The following is a 14071-nucleotide window of genomic DNA, read 5'->3' on the forward strand; positions in this document are numbered from 1 at the left end:
AGAGGACTCCCGATGAGCACCACAGCGCTCGACCTTCACCGGCAGGCGAATGCCGGCAGCGCCGACCTGGCATCGGCGCTGGCGACCATCTCCGATCGCGGTGTGGAATTCGTCTATTTCCAGGCCGTCACCATCACCGGACGAGTGGTCGGCAAGGTGGCTCCGGCGCGCCACTTCGAGCGACTCGCGGTCAAAGGGGTGCAACAGCACCAGACCGCGATCGCCAACCTGCAGGGCACTCGGGAAGGGATCCTTCTCGCCGGCGGCGTGAACGCCCCCGAATACACCGCGCTGCCCGACCTCGACTCCTTCGCGGTACTGCCATGGGACAGCAGCTTCGCCAGAGTGTTCTGCCGGCTCTATGAGCCGGACCACCTGCCCGAGCGTGCAGGTGCCGAATTCGCAGCCGACACAAGGGGATTGCTGCGGCGGTTGCATGCCGACTTCACCGAACGCACCGGTTTGGAACTGCGCACCGGGTGCGAGCCGGAAATGACCTGGCAGGGCGACGGTCTGCAGGCGCAGTTCCGGCCCGGCTCTAGTCCGGCCTACCACATCGAGCATCTCGAGCGGAACCGACCGATCGTCAAGAAGGTCATCGAGTACGCCCAGGCGCTGGGCTTGGACATGGTCGAAGGTGACTACGAAGACGAGTTCCAGGTCGAGCTCAACTTCATGTACGACCGCGCCGACCTGACCGCCGACCGGCTCACGACCTACCGGCAGATCTGTAAACAGGTCGCCCGGGAACTGGGTATCGAGGCCAGCTTCATGCCCAAGCCGCGCACCGGGATGATGGGCAACGGTTGCCACCACAACTTCAGCCTGTGGCGCGACGACGTCAACGTGCTGGCCGTTCCGGGCCGGCGCGACCTGCACCTGTCCGAGGTCGGGCGGCATGCGCTCGGCGGCCTGCTGGCGCACACCGCCGGAGCGATGCTGATCAACGCGTCAACGGTGAATTCCTATAAACGCTATTGGGATGCCGGACAATTCGCGCCGTCGAGAATCAACTGGGGCCTGGACAACAAGACCTGCACGGTGCGGCTGTCCACGGTCGGCCGGTTGGAGTACAAATTGCCCGACGCCGCGGTGAACCCGTATCTGTCGCATGCGGTCATCCTCGCGGCATGCGAGGACGGCATGAAGAACGCGATCGATCCCGGCGCACCGACCCAGGGCTCGTCCTATGACGCGGCACCCGACGACCGGTTCCCGGCGTTGCCGTTGACCCTTGGTGAGGCGATCGAGGCGTTTCAGGCCGACCAGCTGCTCACGTCGACCTTCGGGTCGGCGTTGTCGAACCTGCTCGTCGATTTCCACGCCGATGAGTGGGCCAGATTCTGTGGATATGTGACTGATTGGGAGCGCGAGATGTATTGGGATGACACACCGTGACGGCACCGCTGCGGCTGGCCTGCCTGGACGCCGAGGCGCCCCCGCTGTTCTCGTTGTGGACACCGGAAAACGGCCGGACCGGATACGAACCCGGGGTGGCCGAGGCGCTCGGCGCTGAACTCGGGCGGCCGGTCGAATGGATCCGGGTGCCCTGGGTGGACATGATCCCGGCAGTGCAGCGCGGTGACGCCGACGCGGTGTTGTGCGGGCAGGGCATCACCACCGAACGGCTGGCCCAGGTCGATTTCACCCGGCCCTATGCCATCTTTCACGAGGGTGTGTTGGTGCGCCGCGGAGCCGGAATCCATGCGCCACAAGACCTTGTCGGCCGTCGAGTGGCGGCGATAGAGAACAGCACCAACATGTCGCTCGTCGAGACGTTCACCGAGGCCATCCCGGTGGCGTTCGGGCCGGGCTCTGACGATGTGTACGCCGACATGCTGGCCGCCCTGCTGTCCGGCGAGGTCGACGCAGTCGTCGACGACGACGTGGTGTTCGTTCCCTTGGGCGCCACTCACCCCGACTACGAGCTCGCCTTCACCGTGCACACCGCCAACAAATGGGGGATCGCGGTCGCCAAGGACCGGCCGGACCTGCTGGCCACCATCGACGCGGCCTTGGCACGGATGATCGTCTCGGGTCGGCTGCGTCAGGTGTGGACCCAGTGGTTGCCGACGCTCGAATACCCGTTCCCGGATTGAGGGTGCGACGACCGCTGGTGGCTGTCGTCGGCCGACGGGCCGGTCAGGTGCCCATCCTGCGGTTCTCGGCCACGGTGGTGGCCGAGGCGATCTGTGAAGCGGTGTGGGCGGCCGGCGGTGAACCGGTTGCACTGCATGGCCCGGCCGGCGACCCGGTCGCCGAAATACCGCAGCGGCTCGGACAATTCGACGGCGTGGTACTGCCCGGCGGCGCCGACGTCGAACCACGCCGCTACGGTGCCCGGCCGCAGCCGCAGACCCGGGACACCGTCGCGTTCCAAGACGAGTTCGACCTCGCCGTGACCCGATCCCTGCTGGCGCTGCCGGTGCCGGCGCTGGCGATCTGCCGCGGGATGCAGGTCCTCAACGTCGCGCTCGGCGGCACCCTGGTGCAACACCTGCCGGAAAGCTCCACCGCACACCACGACTGCCTCCACGACGTCACGGTGCTGGCCGGCTCGCGCCTGCACAGCGTCGTCGGATCCGACCGCGTCGTCGTGTCGTCCTACCACCACCAGGGGATCGACCAACTCGGTTCCGGTCTGCGCGTGTCGGCGGTGGCCGCGGACGGTGTCATCGAGGCGGTCGAACACACCGACGCCGACATCGTCGCCGTCCAATGGCACCCGGAGGACCGGCACGCCACCTCCGGCGCAGATGCCGCCCTGTTCGGCGATCTCGTCGACCGGGCCAACAAACGAAGGGAGTCCCGATGACCACCCAGAGCGATGCCGTCGACCACCGGGTACGCCGCGAGGACGTCATCCCGGATCTCCCGCCGCCGGGCGTGGTTCGCGCGCACGTCTGCGTGCTGGCATCGCTGAATTTTCCCGACATCAGTGCCGCCGACGTCGTGCTGATCCGGCGATTCACCCGGCTTGCGCTGACCACCCTGGTCGCCCTCGGTGCCACCTACGAGCTCTGGGACACCTCGACCGCCCTCGACAACCCTTCCGGGGCAGCCGAATTCGACGGCCTACTCTTGCTGGGCGGCGGTGACGTCGACGGCAGCTGCTACGGCGCCACGGCAGCCAACCCGGCCGCATACGGGGTCGATGTGCGAGCTGACCAAGACGCCTTCGGTGCGATCCACGCCGCCGAGGCTGCGCAGCGGCCGGTCTTCGGTATCTGCCGGGGGTCCCAGCTGCTCAACGTGGCGCGGGGCGGCACCCTGATCCCCGACATCGTCGACTACGCGCTGCACCATGGCGCGCCGGGCGAGCCGGAATTCGTCGACGAGCCGATCGACGTGGTGGCAGGTACGCGGCTGTCGTCGATCCTGCGCGCAGACCGGGTGATCGGCCGCTCGGGGCATCACCAGGCCGTCGACCGGGTCGGTGCGGGCCTGGTGGTGGCCGCGTGTGCCCTGGACGGCATCGTCGAGGCCGTCGAGGACCCGGAGCGCTTCTACCTGGGCGTCCAGTGGCACCCGGAGGACGAAGACGGGCCGGAAGCCGACCGGCTGGCACTGTTCTCGGCGTTCGTCAGTGCCGCCGAAGATGCGCGCCGAGCCGGCTCCGCCGAAACGTGGTTGCACGCGCCGTCCGCCGAGGTCTAGCATCGCGATCGTGCACAGCGCGATTCTCGTAGTAGCTCCCCGCAGCGGGGTCTGATCCAGACCGACCCCCCGCTGTGGGTCGAAAGCTACGACGTCGGTCAGCCTCCGTTCGACGAGAAGACCGATCATGACCCCGCACAGCACCCCCATTTCCGACCTGTCTCCGCGCTTCGGTGCTCCGCTGCCCGTCGGGCTGCGCGAGCACGCCGAAGCGATGCCGTGGAGCACGTTCACCGCCACCTACAGCCCGAGCGGCGGCCCGGTTCGCCTGGGCGCCTGGGAGTCCGATGAGGTGTCCCGGCTCAGCCCGCATCCGCGCCGGTTCCGCGCCACCCTGGCCGTCGGCGACCGGATCGAGACGGCGATCGCGCACGCCGGCGGCCCGGTCGCGGCACTGACCGCGATGCTCTACGAGCGCGGGATCGGCGTGGAGATGACCCGCTTCCACCAACTCGCCTCCGGCGCCCACACCGCGACCTTCGTGCAAGGCAGTGACGGCCGGCGCCGGGAATGGGCGATGGGCTGGTCCGACGACCCCACGCAGTCCGCGCTGCGGGCCGTCATCGCCTGCGCCAACCGCCTGCTCTCGATCGCCCAAACCGACGATTGGGCGGGAAAGGCCGAGTAGATCTCGCCAATTCGTCGATCTCGGCGCGGCAGTTCAGTGCAGCGGACGCAGCACGATCGGCATGCCGTCCATCGGCACCGGCATCCCCGCGTAGTCGTAGCGGGGCAGGTAGCCCGGATGCGGGAGCTCGAGGCGGTACTTGCGCAGCAGCCGGTGCATCACGGTCTTGATCTCCAGCTGGCCGAACACCATGCCGATGCACTTGTGCGCGCCGCCGCCGAACGGGGCGAACGCGTAGCGGTGCCGCTTGTGCTCGTTACGCGGCTCGGCGAAGCGATCCGGGTCGAACTTCTCCGGGTCGGTCCACAGCTCGGGCAGCCGATGGTTCAGGCCCGGCCAGACGTTGACGTTGGTGCCCGCCGGGATGAAGAACCCGAGCAACTCGGTGTCGCGCACCGCCTGCCGCACGTTGAACGGCAGCGGCGTGACCATCCGCAGCGACTCGTTGATCACCAGGTCGAGCGTCTCCAGCTTTTCCAGGGCATCGATGTCGAGCGGCCCGTCGCCGAGCCGGTCGGACTCGTCGCGGCAGCGTTCCTGCCACTCCGGGTTGGCGGCCAGCTGGTTGACCATCGTGGTCAGCGTCGACGTCGAGGTGTCGTGGGCAGCCATCATCAGGAAGATCATGTGGTTGACGATGTCGGCGTCGGTGAAGGTGTTGCCGTCCTCGTCGGCGGTGTGGCACAACACCGTCAGCATGTCGGTGCCCTCGGCGTTGCGGCGTTCCTTGAGCCGCTCTTCGAAGTACTCCTCGAGCACCTTGCGGGCCTGCAGCCCACGCCACCACTTGAACGGCGGAACCGCGGTGCGGATGATCGCCCCGCCCGCGCGGGTGGTCATGGTGAACGCCTGGTTCACCTTGGTCACCAACTCGTGGTCGGAGCCGGGCTCGTGGCCCATGAACACCACCGAGGCGATGTCGAGGGTGAGTTCCTTGACCGCCGGGTGGAACAGGAAGCGCGGATCGTTGACCACCCAGTCGTCGGCGATCACCTGTGAGGCGACCCGGTCGATGTGCTCGACGTAGCCGGACAGCCGGGTGCGGGTGAAGGCCTCCTGCATGATGCGGCGGTGGTACATGTGCTCGTCGAAGTCGAGCATCATCAGGCCGCGGTTGAAGAACGGGCCGATGACGGGGTGCCAGCCCTTCTGTGAGAAGTCCTTGTTCTTGTTGGAGAACACCGCCTGGGTGGCGTCGGGCCCCAGCGCGGTGACCGCGGGCAGGGCCGGGGAGTAGGCGTAGTGGATCGGTCCGTATTTGCGGTAGACCTGCATCAGGTAGTCCGGGCCGCCCCGGAACGTCTCGACCATGTGGCCGAGCAGCGGCAGGCCCGAATCGCCCATCACCGTCTTGAGTCCGCTGCCCGCTGGCGGCTTGGCCAGTTCGAACTGCGGCCAGTCGCGCTCCCGCAGCCGCTTTTCCACCGTGCCCATCCCGGGGATGGTGTTCAGGGTGGGGGTGAACCGGCGCTTGGCCTGGTCCAAGAGGTAGTGCGGGGTACTGATCGTGGCCATCGACGCTCCTCGGCGAAAGGGGGACGGGCATGCGGACTGTTGTGGCCGGGGCCACACGTGACACCATCCTCGCCAAATTTCTTGACGCATGTCAAGTTTCTTTTCGGGCGTGGCGTGGTGCAAGGTAAACGGGTGACCGCGCAGCAGGAACCCGTCGAGGCGCCGCGTCGCCGTGGCGACAAGCAGCGCCACGCCATCGTCGCGGCCGTGCGCGAGTTGCTCGAAGAGAAGCCGTTCGCCGAACTGTCCGTCAGCACGATCAGCGACCGCGCCGGCGTCGCCCGGTCCGGCTTCTACTTCTATTTCGACTCCAAGTACGCGGTACTGGCCCACATCGTCGGTGAAGCCGCTCACGAGTTGGAGGAACTGACCCATTCATTCGCGCCGCGCGGCCCCGAGGAGACGCCGACGGCCTTTGCCGAGCGGATGGTGCGCAGCGCGGCGGTCGTCTACGCCCACAACGACCCGGTGATGTCGGCATGTAACGCCGCGCGCCACACCGACGCCGAGATCCGGGAGATCCTCGACGGGTACAACAATGCGGTGATCGCGCAGATCGTGCCGATAGTGGAGGCCGAGATCGCCAACGGCACCGCCGACCCGATCAGTGATGACATCGGCGGGCTTGTCCGGATCCTCACCGCGACAACCGCGTTGACGCTGTCGGGGGAGTCGGCGTTCATCGGACCCGAACGCGACCTGGACCGGGCGGTGCGGATCCTGGAAAAGTTGTGGCTGCACGCGCTGTGGGGCGGACGGGTCGGCGACTGAGGATGGCTGACGATTTCGCGGGCAAGCGGGTGTTCGTCACCGGCGCCGCCAGCGGCATCGGCCGGGCCACCGCGCTGTTACTCGCCCGCCGCGGCGCCGAACTGTATCTGACCGATATCAACGCCGACGGACTCGCACAGACCGTCGCCGACGTCCGCGCGCTGGGCGCCGACGTCCCCGAGCATCGTGCCCTCGACATCGCCGACTACGACGCGGTGGCCGGGTTCGCCGCCGACATCCACACCCGCCATCCGGCAATGGATGTCGTGATGAACATCGCCGGGATCTCCGCGTGGGGCACTGTCGAGCAACTGACCCACCGGCACTGGCGCTCGATGATCGACGTCAACCTGATGGGGCCGATCCACGTCATCGAGACCTTCCTGCCGCCGATGGTCGCCGCGGGCCGGGGCGGCCAGCTGGTCAACGTCTCCTCGGCCGCGGGTCTGGTCGCGCTGCCGTGGCATGCCGCCTACAGCGCGAGCAAGTATGGGCTGCGCGGACTTTCGGAAGTACTGCGCTTCGACCTGGCTCGCCACGACATCGGAGTGTCGCTGGTGGTGCCAGGCGCGGTGGACACCCCGCTGGTGCAGACGGTGCAGATCGCGGGGGTGGACCGGGACCACCCGAAGGTGCAGCGCTGGGTGCGGCTGTTCAGCGGCCACGCCGTCACGCCGGAGAAGGTCGCCGACAAGATGCTGGCCGGCATCGTCAAGAACCGCTTTCTGATCTACACCTCGCCGGACATCCGTGCGCTGTACGCGGCCAAACGGCTGGCGTGGTGGCCCTACAGCGTGGCGATGACGCGGGTCAACGTGTTCTTCACCCGCGCCCTGCGCCCCCGCAGCGCCACCTTCCGGCCGCCGGCCTAGCGATTTCGGCGCGCTTTCGTTCGCTCAGCGGCGGTTTTCGCGCCGAAATCACAGCAATTCCAGGCGTACCCCGAGCAGTCGCACCGGCCGGTCGAGCTCGAACAGGTCCAGCACCCGCAGCGCCGCGGCGGTGATCGCCTCACCGTCGACGGTCGGCTCGTCGAGCTTGCGGATCTTGGTCCGGGTGTAGAACGTGTTGGTCCGCACCGTAACCGCGACGCGGGTGACGATGCGCGACTGGGCCACCACGTCGGCCAGGGCATGGCGGGCGAGGTCGACCACGGCGGCGTCCATCTCGGCGCGCTCGGTCAGGTCGCGCGGGAACGTGACCACATGGCTGCGGGACCGGGGTATCCACGGTTCGGCGCTGACCGTCGCGTCTCCGCCGCCCTTGGCCAGCAGCAGCAGCCACAGGCCGGTGCGTGGCCCGAAGGCGGCGGTGAGCAGCTCGGCATCGGTGTGGGCCAGTTGCCGTACCGAGGTGATGCCAAGGCTGCCAAGCTTTTTCGCTGTCTTCGGCCCTACCCCCCACAGCGCGTCCACCGGGCGGGCACCCATCACCTCCATCCAGTTCGCGTCGGTCAGGGTGTAGATCCCGTCGGGTTTGCCGAACCCGGTCGCCACCTTGGCGCGCTGCTTGTTGTCGCTGATACCGACCGAGCAGACCAGCCCGGTCTCGGCCGCGATCACCGTCCGGATCCGCTCGGCCAGTTCGACCGGGTCGGCGACCCTGGCCCCGACGTAGGCCTCGTCCCAGCCCCACACCTCGACGGGGTGGCCCAGGTCCCGCAGCAGCCCCATCACCTGCCCGGATGCCTCGTCGTAGGCGGCCGGATCCGACGGCAGGAACGTCGCGTCGGGGCAGCGGCGCGCAGCGCTGCGCAGCGGCATCCCGGCGTGCACTCCGAATTCGCGGGCCTCGTACGACGCGCAGGTCACCACCTTGCGGGGCTCGGTGGGGTCGCCGTTACCCCCGACGATCACCGGCAGGCCGATGAGCTCGGGGTGACGGCGCAGTTCGACGGAGGCCAGGAACTGATCGAGGTCCACGTGCAGGACCCAGGGCACGGCTTGGGGGCTGCTCATCTCCCGCACAGCTTGCGCGCGACGCTGTCCCAGGCGTCGGCCAGCTGATCGATGGTGCGGCCCCGCTCGGTGAGCTGGTGGGTCACGTAGTCGGCATCCACCAGGGCCAGCAGCGCATCGGCTTGTGCATCGAGATCACCTGTGGTGCCGGCAGATTCGAGTAGCACCCGGACGTGGGTGCGCATCACCGCGAACGGGGCGCTGTACCGGGAATCGGGATCGCGGTTGGCATCCAGGAGCAGGTCGCGGTGGGTTTGGACGAAACACAGCCGGGCGCGACCGAATGCCAGCAGTCGCTCCAGCGGCGGCGCGTCGGGGCCCAAGGGTGGCGGCCCGAACAGGAAGGCCTGCTGGATGGCGCGCTCGTCCTCGTCGAGCAGGACCATCATCAGGCCGGCGCGGCTGCCGAAGCGCCGGAACAACGTGCCCTTGCCGACGCCGGCGGCGGCGGCGATGTCGTCCATCGAGACCCCGTCGGCGCCCCGTTCGGCGATCAGGGTGCGCGCGGCGTCGAGCAACAGGAGTCGATTGCGGGCGGCGTCCCCGCGTTCTTGCGGCGCGGAGACCGGCAGCTCATTGGCCGGGCCGATCACGCTCACTCCCACACTTTAGCTCAGCCGGAAATAAACCGGACTGTGGTCCGGTTGAGCCGTGCGAGGATCGTGGACAACGGAAAGGGACTACGAACATGGCGGATACCAAGGTTCTGGCGCTGGTAGGCAGCCTGCGAGCGGCATCGGTCAATCGCCAGCTCGCCGAGTTGGCGGCCGAATCGGCCCCCGAGGGCATCACCGTGACGGTGTATGACGGTCTCGGCGACCTGCCGTTCTACAACGAGGACATCGACACCGACGACGCGCCCGCCGCGGTGGTGGCGTTGCGTGCCGCGGCCGCAGAGGTCGACGCCGCGTTGGTGGTGACACCGGAATACAACGGCAGCATCCCGGGCGTGCTGAAGAACGCCATCGACTGGCTGTCGCGGCCCTACGGCAACGGTGCGCTCAAGGACAAGCCGCTGGCCGTCATCGGCTCGGCCCTGGGCCAGTACGGCGGCGTGTGGGCGCATGACGAGACCCGCAAGTCGTTCGGGATCGCCGGCCCCCGGGTGGTGGAGTCGTTGAAGCTGTCGCTGCCGGCCACGGCCCTGGACGGCAAGCATCCGCGGGAGAACGCCGAGGTGGCTGCCGCGGTCCGCGACGTGGTCGGCAAGCTCGCCGCCGAGGTGGGCTGACCCGGTCGTTCAGTCGCCAAAGCCGCCGGTGGGAGATCGCACCGGCGGCTTTTGCTATCGGCGGGGGATCGTCGGTGCCGCCGGCGCGTCCTGTCGGTGGTCGCTGGTAGATCTAGGCACAGCCGGCGTCGCTCGGCGTGTTGTGAGATGCGACACGCCGTGCGGGTCACCGCCGAGGTGCTTACGACCAGGGAATTTCAGAATTGTTATTCAGAACATGTTGTATCTCTTCTCGCTGTCGGACACTAGGTGTAGTGTTCGTGAGGCCGACAGACCCGAGAGTCACAGGGTCGCCGGAACGCCGGAACCGAAGCTGAGATGTCGGTCCGAGCGGCTCCGCCGACCAGGAATTTCACGGTCCGACAGCTCGCTGGAAGTCATGAGTGCCTGCGCACAGTCAAGCCGTTGAGTCCATCGTCATGTTTCGCTGAGGAGCCATACCGCAGATGACCATCACCGTGTACACCAAGCCCGCCTGCGTGCAGTGCAACATGACCTACAAGGCCCTGGACAAGGAGGGCCTGTCCTACGACGTCGTCGACATCAGCGAGGACGCCGAGGCCCGCGATTACGTGATGGCGATGGGCTACCTGCAGGCGCCGGTCGTCGTCGCCGGTGGCGATCACTGGTCCGGCTTCCGGCCCGACCGGATCAAGGCTCTCTCCACCGCAGCTCTCAGCGCCTAGCGGTCCGGGCGCCACGGAGAGATCTGATGAATCCGGATGGCAGCCCGAGCCTGGCAGGCCCGGAGCGGTTGGTGTACTTCTCCAGCGTCTCGGAGAACACTCACCGCTTCGTCCAGAAGCTGGGCGTGCCCGCCATCCGGATTCCCCTTCATGAGCACATCGAGGTGCACCGGCCGTACGTTCTGCTCCTGCCCACCTATGGCAGGGGCCGCGGCGACAGCCCGCACCTCGAGGCGAAGGGGTATGTGCCCAAGCAGGTCATCAAGTTCTTGAACAATCCGCACAATCGGTCCTTGATCCGCGGCGTGATCGGGGCCGGCAACACACAGTTCGGTGCCGAATACTGCTTCGCGGCCACTCTGGTCGCGCACAAGTGCCGGGTCCCGAACCTGTATCGCTTCGAAATGATGGGAACCGCAGAGGACGTCGAGGCCGTCCGTGCGGAGTTGGCAACATTCTGGGAGGACGAGGACACGTGGCACCTACGGTCACAGCTGCAGAGCCTGTAACGACCTCCGGGCACGCGTTGCCCGGGGAGACGGATTACCACGCGCTCAACGCGATGCTGAATCTGTACGACGCGGACGGCAAGATCCAGTTCGACAAGGACGTCCTGGCCGCGCGCCAGTACTTCCTCGAACACGTCAACCAGAACACCGTGTTCTTCCACAATCAGGACGAGAAGCTCGACTACCTGATCCGCGAGAACTATTACGAGCGTGAGGTTCTCGACCAGTACTCGCGCAACTTCGTCAAGACGCTGCTGGACCGCGCCTACGCCAAGAAGTTCCGCTTCCCGACCTTCCTGGGCGCGTTCAAGTACTACACGTCCTACACGCTGAAGACCTTCGACGGGAAGCGCTACCTGGAGCGGTTCGAGGACCGTGTGGTGATGGTGGCGCTGACGCTGGCCGCCGGTGACACCATCCTGGCCGAGAAGCTGGTCGACGAGATCATCGACGGGCGTTTCCAGCCGGCCACCCCGACGTTCCTGAACTCCGGCAAGGCCCAGCGCGGCGAACCGGTGAGCTGCTTCCTGCTGCGCATCGAGGACAACATGGAGTCGATCGGCCGCTCGATCAACTCCGCACTGCAATTGTCCAAGCGCGGCGGCGGAGTGGCGTTGCTGCTGACCAACATTCGCGAGCACGGCGCCCCGATCAAGAACATCGAGAACCAGAGCTCGGGCGTCATCCCGATCATGAAGCTGCTGGAGGACTCGTTCTCCTACGCCAACCAGCTCGGTGCACGCCAGGGCGCGGGCGCGGTCTACCTGCACGCGCACCATCCCGACATCTACCGCTTCCTGGACACCAAGCGGGAGAACGCCGACGAGAAGATCCGCATCAAGACCCTGTCGCTGGGCGTGGTGATCCCCGACATCACCTTCGAGCTGGCCAAGAAGAACGAGGACATGTACCTGTTCTCGCCGTACGACGTCGAGAAGGTCTACGGGGTGCCGTTCGCCGACATCTCGGTCACCGAGAAGTACCACGAGATGGTCAACGACGGCCGGATCCGCAAGACCAAGATCAAGGCCCGCGAGTTCTTCCAGACGCTGGCCGAGCTGCAGTTCGAGTCGGGCTACCCGTACATCATGTTCGAGGACACGGTGAACCGGGCCAACCCGATCGACGGCAAGATCACCCACTCCAACCTGTGCTCGGAGATCCTGCAGGTGTCGACGCCCTCGCGGTTCAACGAGGACCTGTCGTACTCCCATGTGGGCAAGGACATCTCCTGCAACCTGGGTTCGCTGAACATCGCCAAGGCGATGGACTCGCCGGACTTCGCACAGACCATCGAGGTGGCCATCCGAGGGCTGACCGCGGTCAGCGACCAGACCCACATCTGGTCGGTGCCGTCGATCGAGCAGGGCAACAACGACTCGCACGCCATCGGCCTTGGCCAGATGAACCTGCACGGATACCTTGCCCGCGAACGGATCTTCTACGGATCCGAAGAGGGCATCGACTTCACCAACATGTACTTCTACACGGTGCTCTACCACGCACTGCGGGCGTCGAACAAGATCGCCATCGAGCGTGGTACGACGTTCAAGGGCTTCGAGAAGTCGAAGTACGCCAGCGGTGAGTTCTTCGACAAGTACACCGAGCAGGTGTGGGAGCCGGCAACCGAGCGGGTGCGCGAACTTTTCGCCGAGGCGGGCATTCGCATTCCGACGCAGGAGGATTGGCTGCGGCTCAAGGAGTCGGTGCAGGCCAACGGCATCTACAACCAGAACCTGCAGGCGGTGCCGCCGACCGGGTCGATCTCCTACATCAACCACTCCACCAGCTCGATCCACCCGGTGGCCAGCAAGGTCGAGATCCGTAAGGAAGGCAAGATCGGCCGCGTCTATTACCCGGCGCCTTACATGACGAACGACAACCTGGAGTACTACCAGGACGCGTACGAGATCGGCTACGAGAAGATCATCGACACCTACGCCGCGGCCACTCAGCATGTGGACCAAGGGCTTTCGCTGACGTTGTTCTTCAAGGACACCGCCAACACCCGCGACGTGAACAAGGCGCAGATCTACGCTTGGCGCAAGGGCATCAAGACGCTGTACTACATCCGGCTGCGCCAGATGGCGCTGGAGGGGACTGAGGTGGAGGGCTGCGTCAGCTGCATGCTGTGAGCTGAGCACCGACAGATCGCAGGCCAGGGAGGCTATCCCTGGCTTGCGGTCGTTCCGGGGTAGGCGGCATATCCGAGCGCCACCGCGAGGATGGCGAACTTCACCGACGCCGAGACCTGAGCGATGCGTGCGTTGGCGGCGACGTCCCGGCGGTCGAGCACCCGCAGCAGCGCCACACCCTCGACCGCGTCGGCGGCGACCGCACCTGCGGCAAGGGCCGGTAGCCACCTGGAGTGACCACGGCGTTGACGCCGACGGTCGACAAGTAGCGCCAACCCGATTCCGTAGGTGGTCATGTAGCCGAAATCGAGCCACATCGACCTGCGGGCCGCGCGCATGCCGGCGTCGCCCCACCGCTGCATGATGGCCTCGGCCTCGGCGGCTGAGCCTGCCAGTTCAAACGGGATGATGCCGGGCCCGCCGGTGGCTTGCATCTGACGATCCAGCCGGAGCATCACCGCGGAATAGCCCACATAGCCGGCGGTGGCCACGGCGATCCGGTGTTCGCGAACCCAGCGCGCTACTGCATTGAGACCGTCATGAGAGCGATAACTCGCTGAATTCCTCGCTCTCACGACGGTCTCAACGAGCCTTCTCGGCGCGCGCTGCCTTCAGCCGTCGCTGTTCGGACAGCACGTTCTGGTAGCTCTCGCGCTCGGCGACCAGCCAGTCCGGCTTCTCGGCGAGCAGCGCCTCGATCTGCTCGGTGGTGAGCGCCTCCACCACGCCGCCGCGCGCCAGCCCGGCGATCGAGACACCCAGCTTGGCGGCGACGAGGTTCTTCGGGTGCGGGCCGTTCTTGCGAAGGTCGATGAGCCACTGCGGGGGATCGGCCTGCAGAGCGGCCAACTCGTCGCGGGTGATCGCGTTCTCCTGGAACTCCGCAGGCGTCGCGGGCAGGTACACGTCCAGCTTCTTGGCCGCCGTGGCGGGTTTCATCGACTGCGCGTTGGGCCTGCTCATGCCCGTCAGCCTATAGCC

General features: G+C 66.8%; 16 protein-coding genes. 11 read left to right on the forward strand and 5 right to left on the reverse strand.

Features of this window, described 5'->3' with window-relative positions; translation table 11 throughout:
• Positions 1-12 precede the first annotated feature (12 nt).
• The 5 genes from MSZK_RS09000 (at position 13) to MSZK_RS09020 (ending at position 4285) form a co-directional block, all read left to right on the forward strand.
• The gene (locus tag MSZK_RS09000; protein ID WP_099247024.1) at positions 13-1398 is read left to right on the forward strand and encodes a glutamine synthetase family protein; all 1386 of its coding nucleotides are present in this window, start codon (positions 13-15) and stop codon (positions 1396-1398) included.
• A complete protein-coding gene (locus MSZK_RS09005) occupies positions 1395-2099 on the forward strand; it encodes an ABC transporter substrate-binding protein (RefSeq protein WP_099247026.1) in 705 nt (234 codons plus the stop codon). Before MSZK_RS09000 ends, MSZK_RS09005 begins: the two co-directional genes overlap by 4 nt.
• Positions 2100-2116: 17 nt before the next feature.
• Positions 2117-2815: a gamma-glutamyl-gamma-aminobutyrate hydrolase family protein gene (locus MSZK_RS09010; RefSeq protein ID WP_233211189.1), complete on the forward strand. Its 699-nt coding sequence runs from the start codon at positions 2117-2119 to the stop codon at positions 2813-2815.
• Complete coding sequence (locus tag MSZK_RS09015; protein ID WP_099247030.1) at positions 2812-3657, forward strand: gamma-glutamyl-gamma-aminobutyrate hydrolase family protein; 846 nt, start codon at positions 2812-2814, stop codon at positions 3655-3657. Before MSZK_RS09010 ends, MSZK_RS09015 begins: the two co-directional genes overlap by 4 nt.
• A 127-nt stretch (positions 3658-3784) precedes the next feature.
• Positions 3785-4285: a homocitrate synthase gene (locus MSZK_RS09020; RefSeq protein WP_099247032.1), complete on the forward strand. Its 501-nt coding sequence runs from the start codon at positions 3785-3787 to the stop codon at positions 4283-4285.
• Positions 4286-4318: 33 nt separating this feature from the next.
• On the opposite strand, the gene MSZK_RS09025 is transcribed toward MSZK_RS09020, so the two are convergent.
• Positions 4319-5800: a cytochrome P450 gene (locus MSZK_RS09025; RefSeq protein WP_099247034.1), complete on the reverse strand. Its 1482-nt coding sequence runs from the start codon at positions 5798-5800 to the stop codon at positions 4319-4321.
• Positions 5801-5932: 132 nt separating this feature from the next.
• Between MSZK_RS09025 and MSZK_RS09030 the strand changes: the two genes are divergently transcribed.
• Both MSZK_RS09030 and MSZK_RS09035 read left to right on the forward strand, forming a co-directional pair.
• On the forward strand, positions 5933-6571 hold the full coding sequence (locus MSZK_RS09030) for a TetR/AcrR family transcriptional regulator (RefSeq protein ID WP_099247187.1): 639 nt from the start codon (positions 5933-5935) through the stop codon (positions 6569-6571).
• A 2-nt stretch (positions 6572-6573) separates the two neighbouring features.
• Positions 6574-7443: an SDR family oxidoreductase gene (locus MSZK_RS09035; RefSeq protein WP_099247036.1), complete on the forward strand. Its 870-nt coding sequence runs from the start codon at positions 6574-6576 to the stop codon at positions 7441-7443.
• Positions 7444-7491: 48 nt separating this feature from the next.
• Here the strand turns inward: MSZK_RS09035 and MSZK_RS09040 are convergent, their stop codons facing one another.
• Together MSZK_RS09040 and MSZK_RS09045 are read right to left on the reverse strand one after the other, a co-directional pair.
• Entirely contained in the window at positions 7492-8529 is a 1038-nt protein-coding gene (locus MSZK_RS09040) for a DNA polymerase IV (RefSeq protein WP_099247189.1), read from the reverse strand.
• Positions 8526-9128: a TetR/AcrR family transcriptional regulator gene (locus MSZK_RS09045; RefSeq protein ID WP_099247038.1), complete on the reverse strand. Its 603-nt coding sequence runs from the start codon at positions 9126-9128 to the stop codon at positions 8526-8528. Before MSZK_RS09045 ends, MSZK_RS09040 begins: the two co-directional genes overlap by 4 nt.
• Before the next feature lie 89 nt (positions 9129-9217).
• Between MSZK_RS09045 and MSZK_RS09050 the strand changes: the two genes are divergently transcribed.
• The 4 genes from MSZK_RS09050 to nrdE all read left to right on the forward strand — a co-directional run bounded on the left by MSZK_RS09050 (position 9218) and on the right by nrdE (position 13090).
• A complete protein-coding gene (locus tag MSZK_RS09050) occupies positions 9218-9760 on the forward strand; it encodes an NAD(P)H-dependent oxidoreductase (protein ID WP_099247040.1) in 543 nt (180 codons plus the stop codon).
• A 446-nt stretch (positions 9761-10206) separates the two neighbouring features.
• Positions 10207-10446 (forward strand): redoxin NrdH, encoded by a 240-nt coding sequence (locus MSZK_RS09055; protein ID WP_099247042.1) that lies wholly within the window; start codon positions 10207-10209, stop codon positions 10444-10446.
• A gap of 26 nt (positions 10447-10472) precedes the next feature.
• Positions 10473-10955, forward strand: coding sequence for a class Ib ribonucleoside-diphosphate reductase assembly flavoprotein NrdI (nrdI, locus tag MSZK_RS09060; protein ID WP_099247044.1), 483 nt, complete (start codon positions 10473-10475; stop codon positions 10953-10955).
• A gap of 17 nt (positions 10956-10972) precedes the next feature.
• Complete coding sequence (nrdE, locus tag MSZK_RS09065) at positions 10973-13090, forward strand: class 1b ribonucleoside-diphosphate reductase subunit alpha (RefSeq protein WP_199203266.1); 2118 nt, start codon at positions 10973-10975, stop codon at positions 13088-13090.
• Between the two features lie 32 nt (positions 13091-13122).
• On the opposite strand, the gene MSZK_RS09070 is transcribed toward nrdE, so the two are convergent.
• On the reverse strand, positions 13123-13581 hold the full coding sequence (locus MSZK_RS09070; RefSeq protein ID WP_099247048.1) for a hypothetical protein: 459 nt from the start codon (positions 13579-13581) through the stop codon (positions 13123-13125).
• A gap of 91 nt (positions 13582-13672) precedes the next feature.
• Entirely contained in the window at positions 13673-14053 is a 381-nt protein-coding gene (locus MSZK_RS09075) for a DUF5997 family protein (protein WP_099247050.1), read from the reverse strand.
• Between the last annotated feature and the right edge of the window lie 18 nt (positions 14054-14071).

The organism is Mycobacterium sp. shizuoka-1 (assembly GCF_002723835.1).
Lineage (GTDB): Bacteria > Actinomycetota > Actinomycetes > Mycobacteriales > Mycobacteriaceae > Mycobacterium.

Coding starts and splice junctions, on each gene's coding strand:
- MSZK_RS09025 (WP_099247034.1), bottom strand. CDS start 5,800: ATGGCCACGATCAGTACCCCGCACTACCTCTTGGACCAGGCCAAGCGC.
- MSZK_RS09075 (WP_099247050.1), bottom strand. CDS start 14,053: ATGAGCAGGCCCAACGCGCAGTCGATGAAACCCGCCACGGCGGCCAAG.
- MSZK_RS09055 (WP_099247042.1), top strand. CDS start 10,207: ATGACCATCACCGTGTACACCAAGCCCGCCTGCGTGCAGTGCAACATG.
- MSZK_RS09020 (WP_099247032.1), top strand. CDS start 3,785: ATGACCCCGCACAGCACCCCCATTTCCGACCTGTCTCCGCGCTTCGGT.
- MSZK_RS09000 (WP_099247024.1), top strand. CDS start 13: ATGAGCACCACAGCGCTCGACCTTCACCGGCAGGCGAATGCCGGCAGC.
- MSZK_RS09050 (WP_099247040.1), top strand. CDS start 9,218: ATGGCGGATACCAAGGTTCTGGCGCTGGTAGGCAGCCTGCGAGCGGCA.
- MSZK_RS09035 (WP_099247036.1), top strand. CDS start 6,574: ATGGCTGACGATTTCGCGGGCAAGCGGGTGTTCGTCACCGGCGCCGCC.
- MSZK_RS09040 (WP_099247189.1), bottom strand. CDS start 8,529: ATGAGCAGCCCCCAAGCCGTGCCCTGGGTCCTGCACGTGGACCTCGAT.
- nrdI (WP_099247044.1), top strand. CDS start 10,473: ATGAATCCGGATGGCAGCCCGAGCCTGGCAGGCCCGGAGCGGTTGGTG.
- MSZK_RS09015 (WP_099247030.1), top strand. CDS start 2,812: ATGACCACCCAGAGCGATGCCGTCGACCACCGGGTACGCCGCGAGGAC.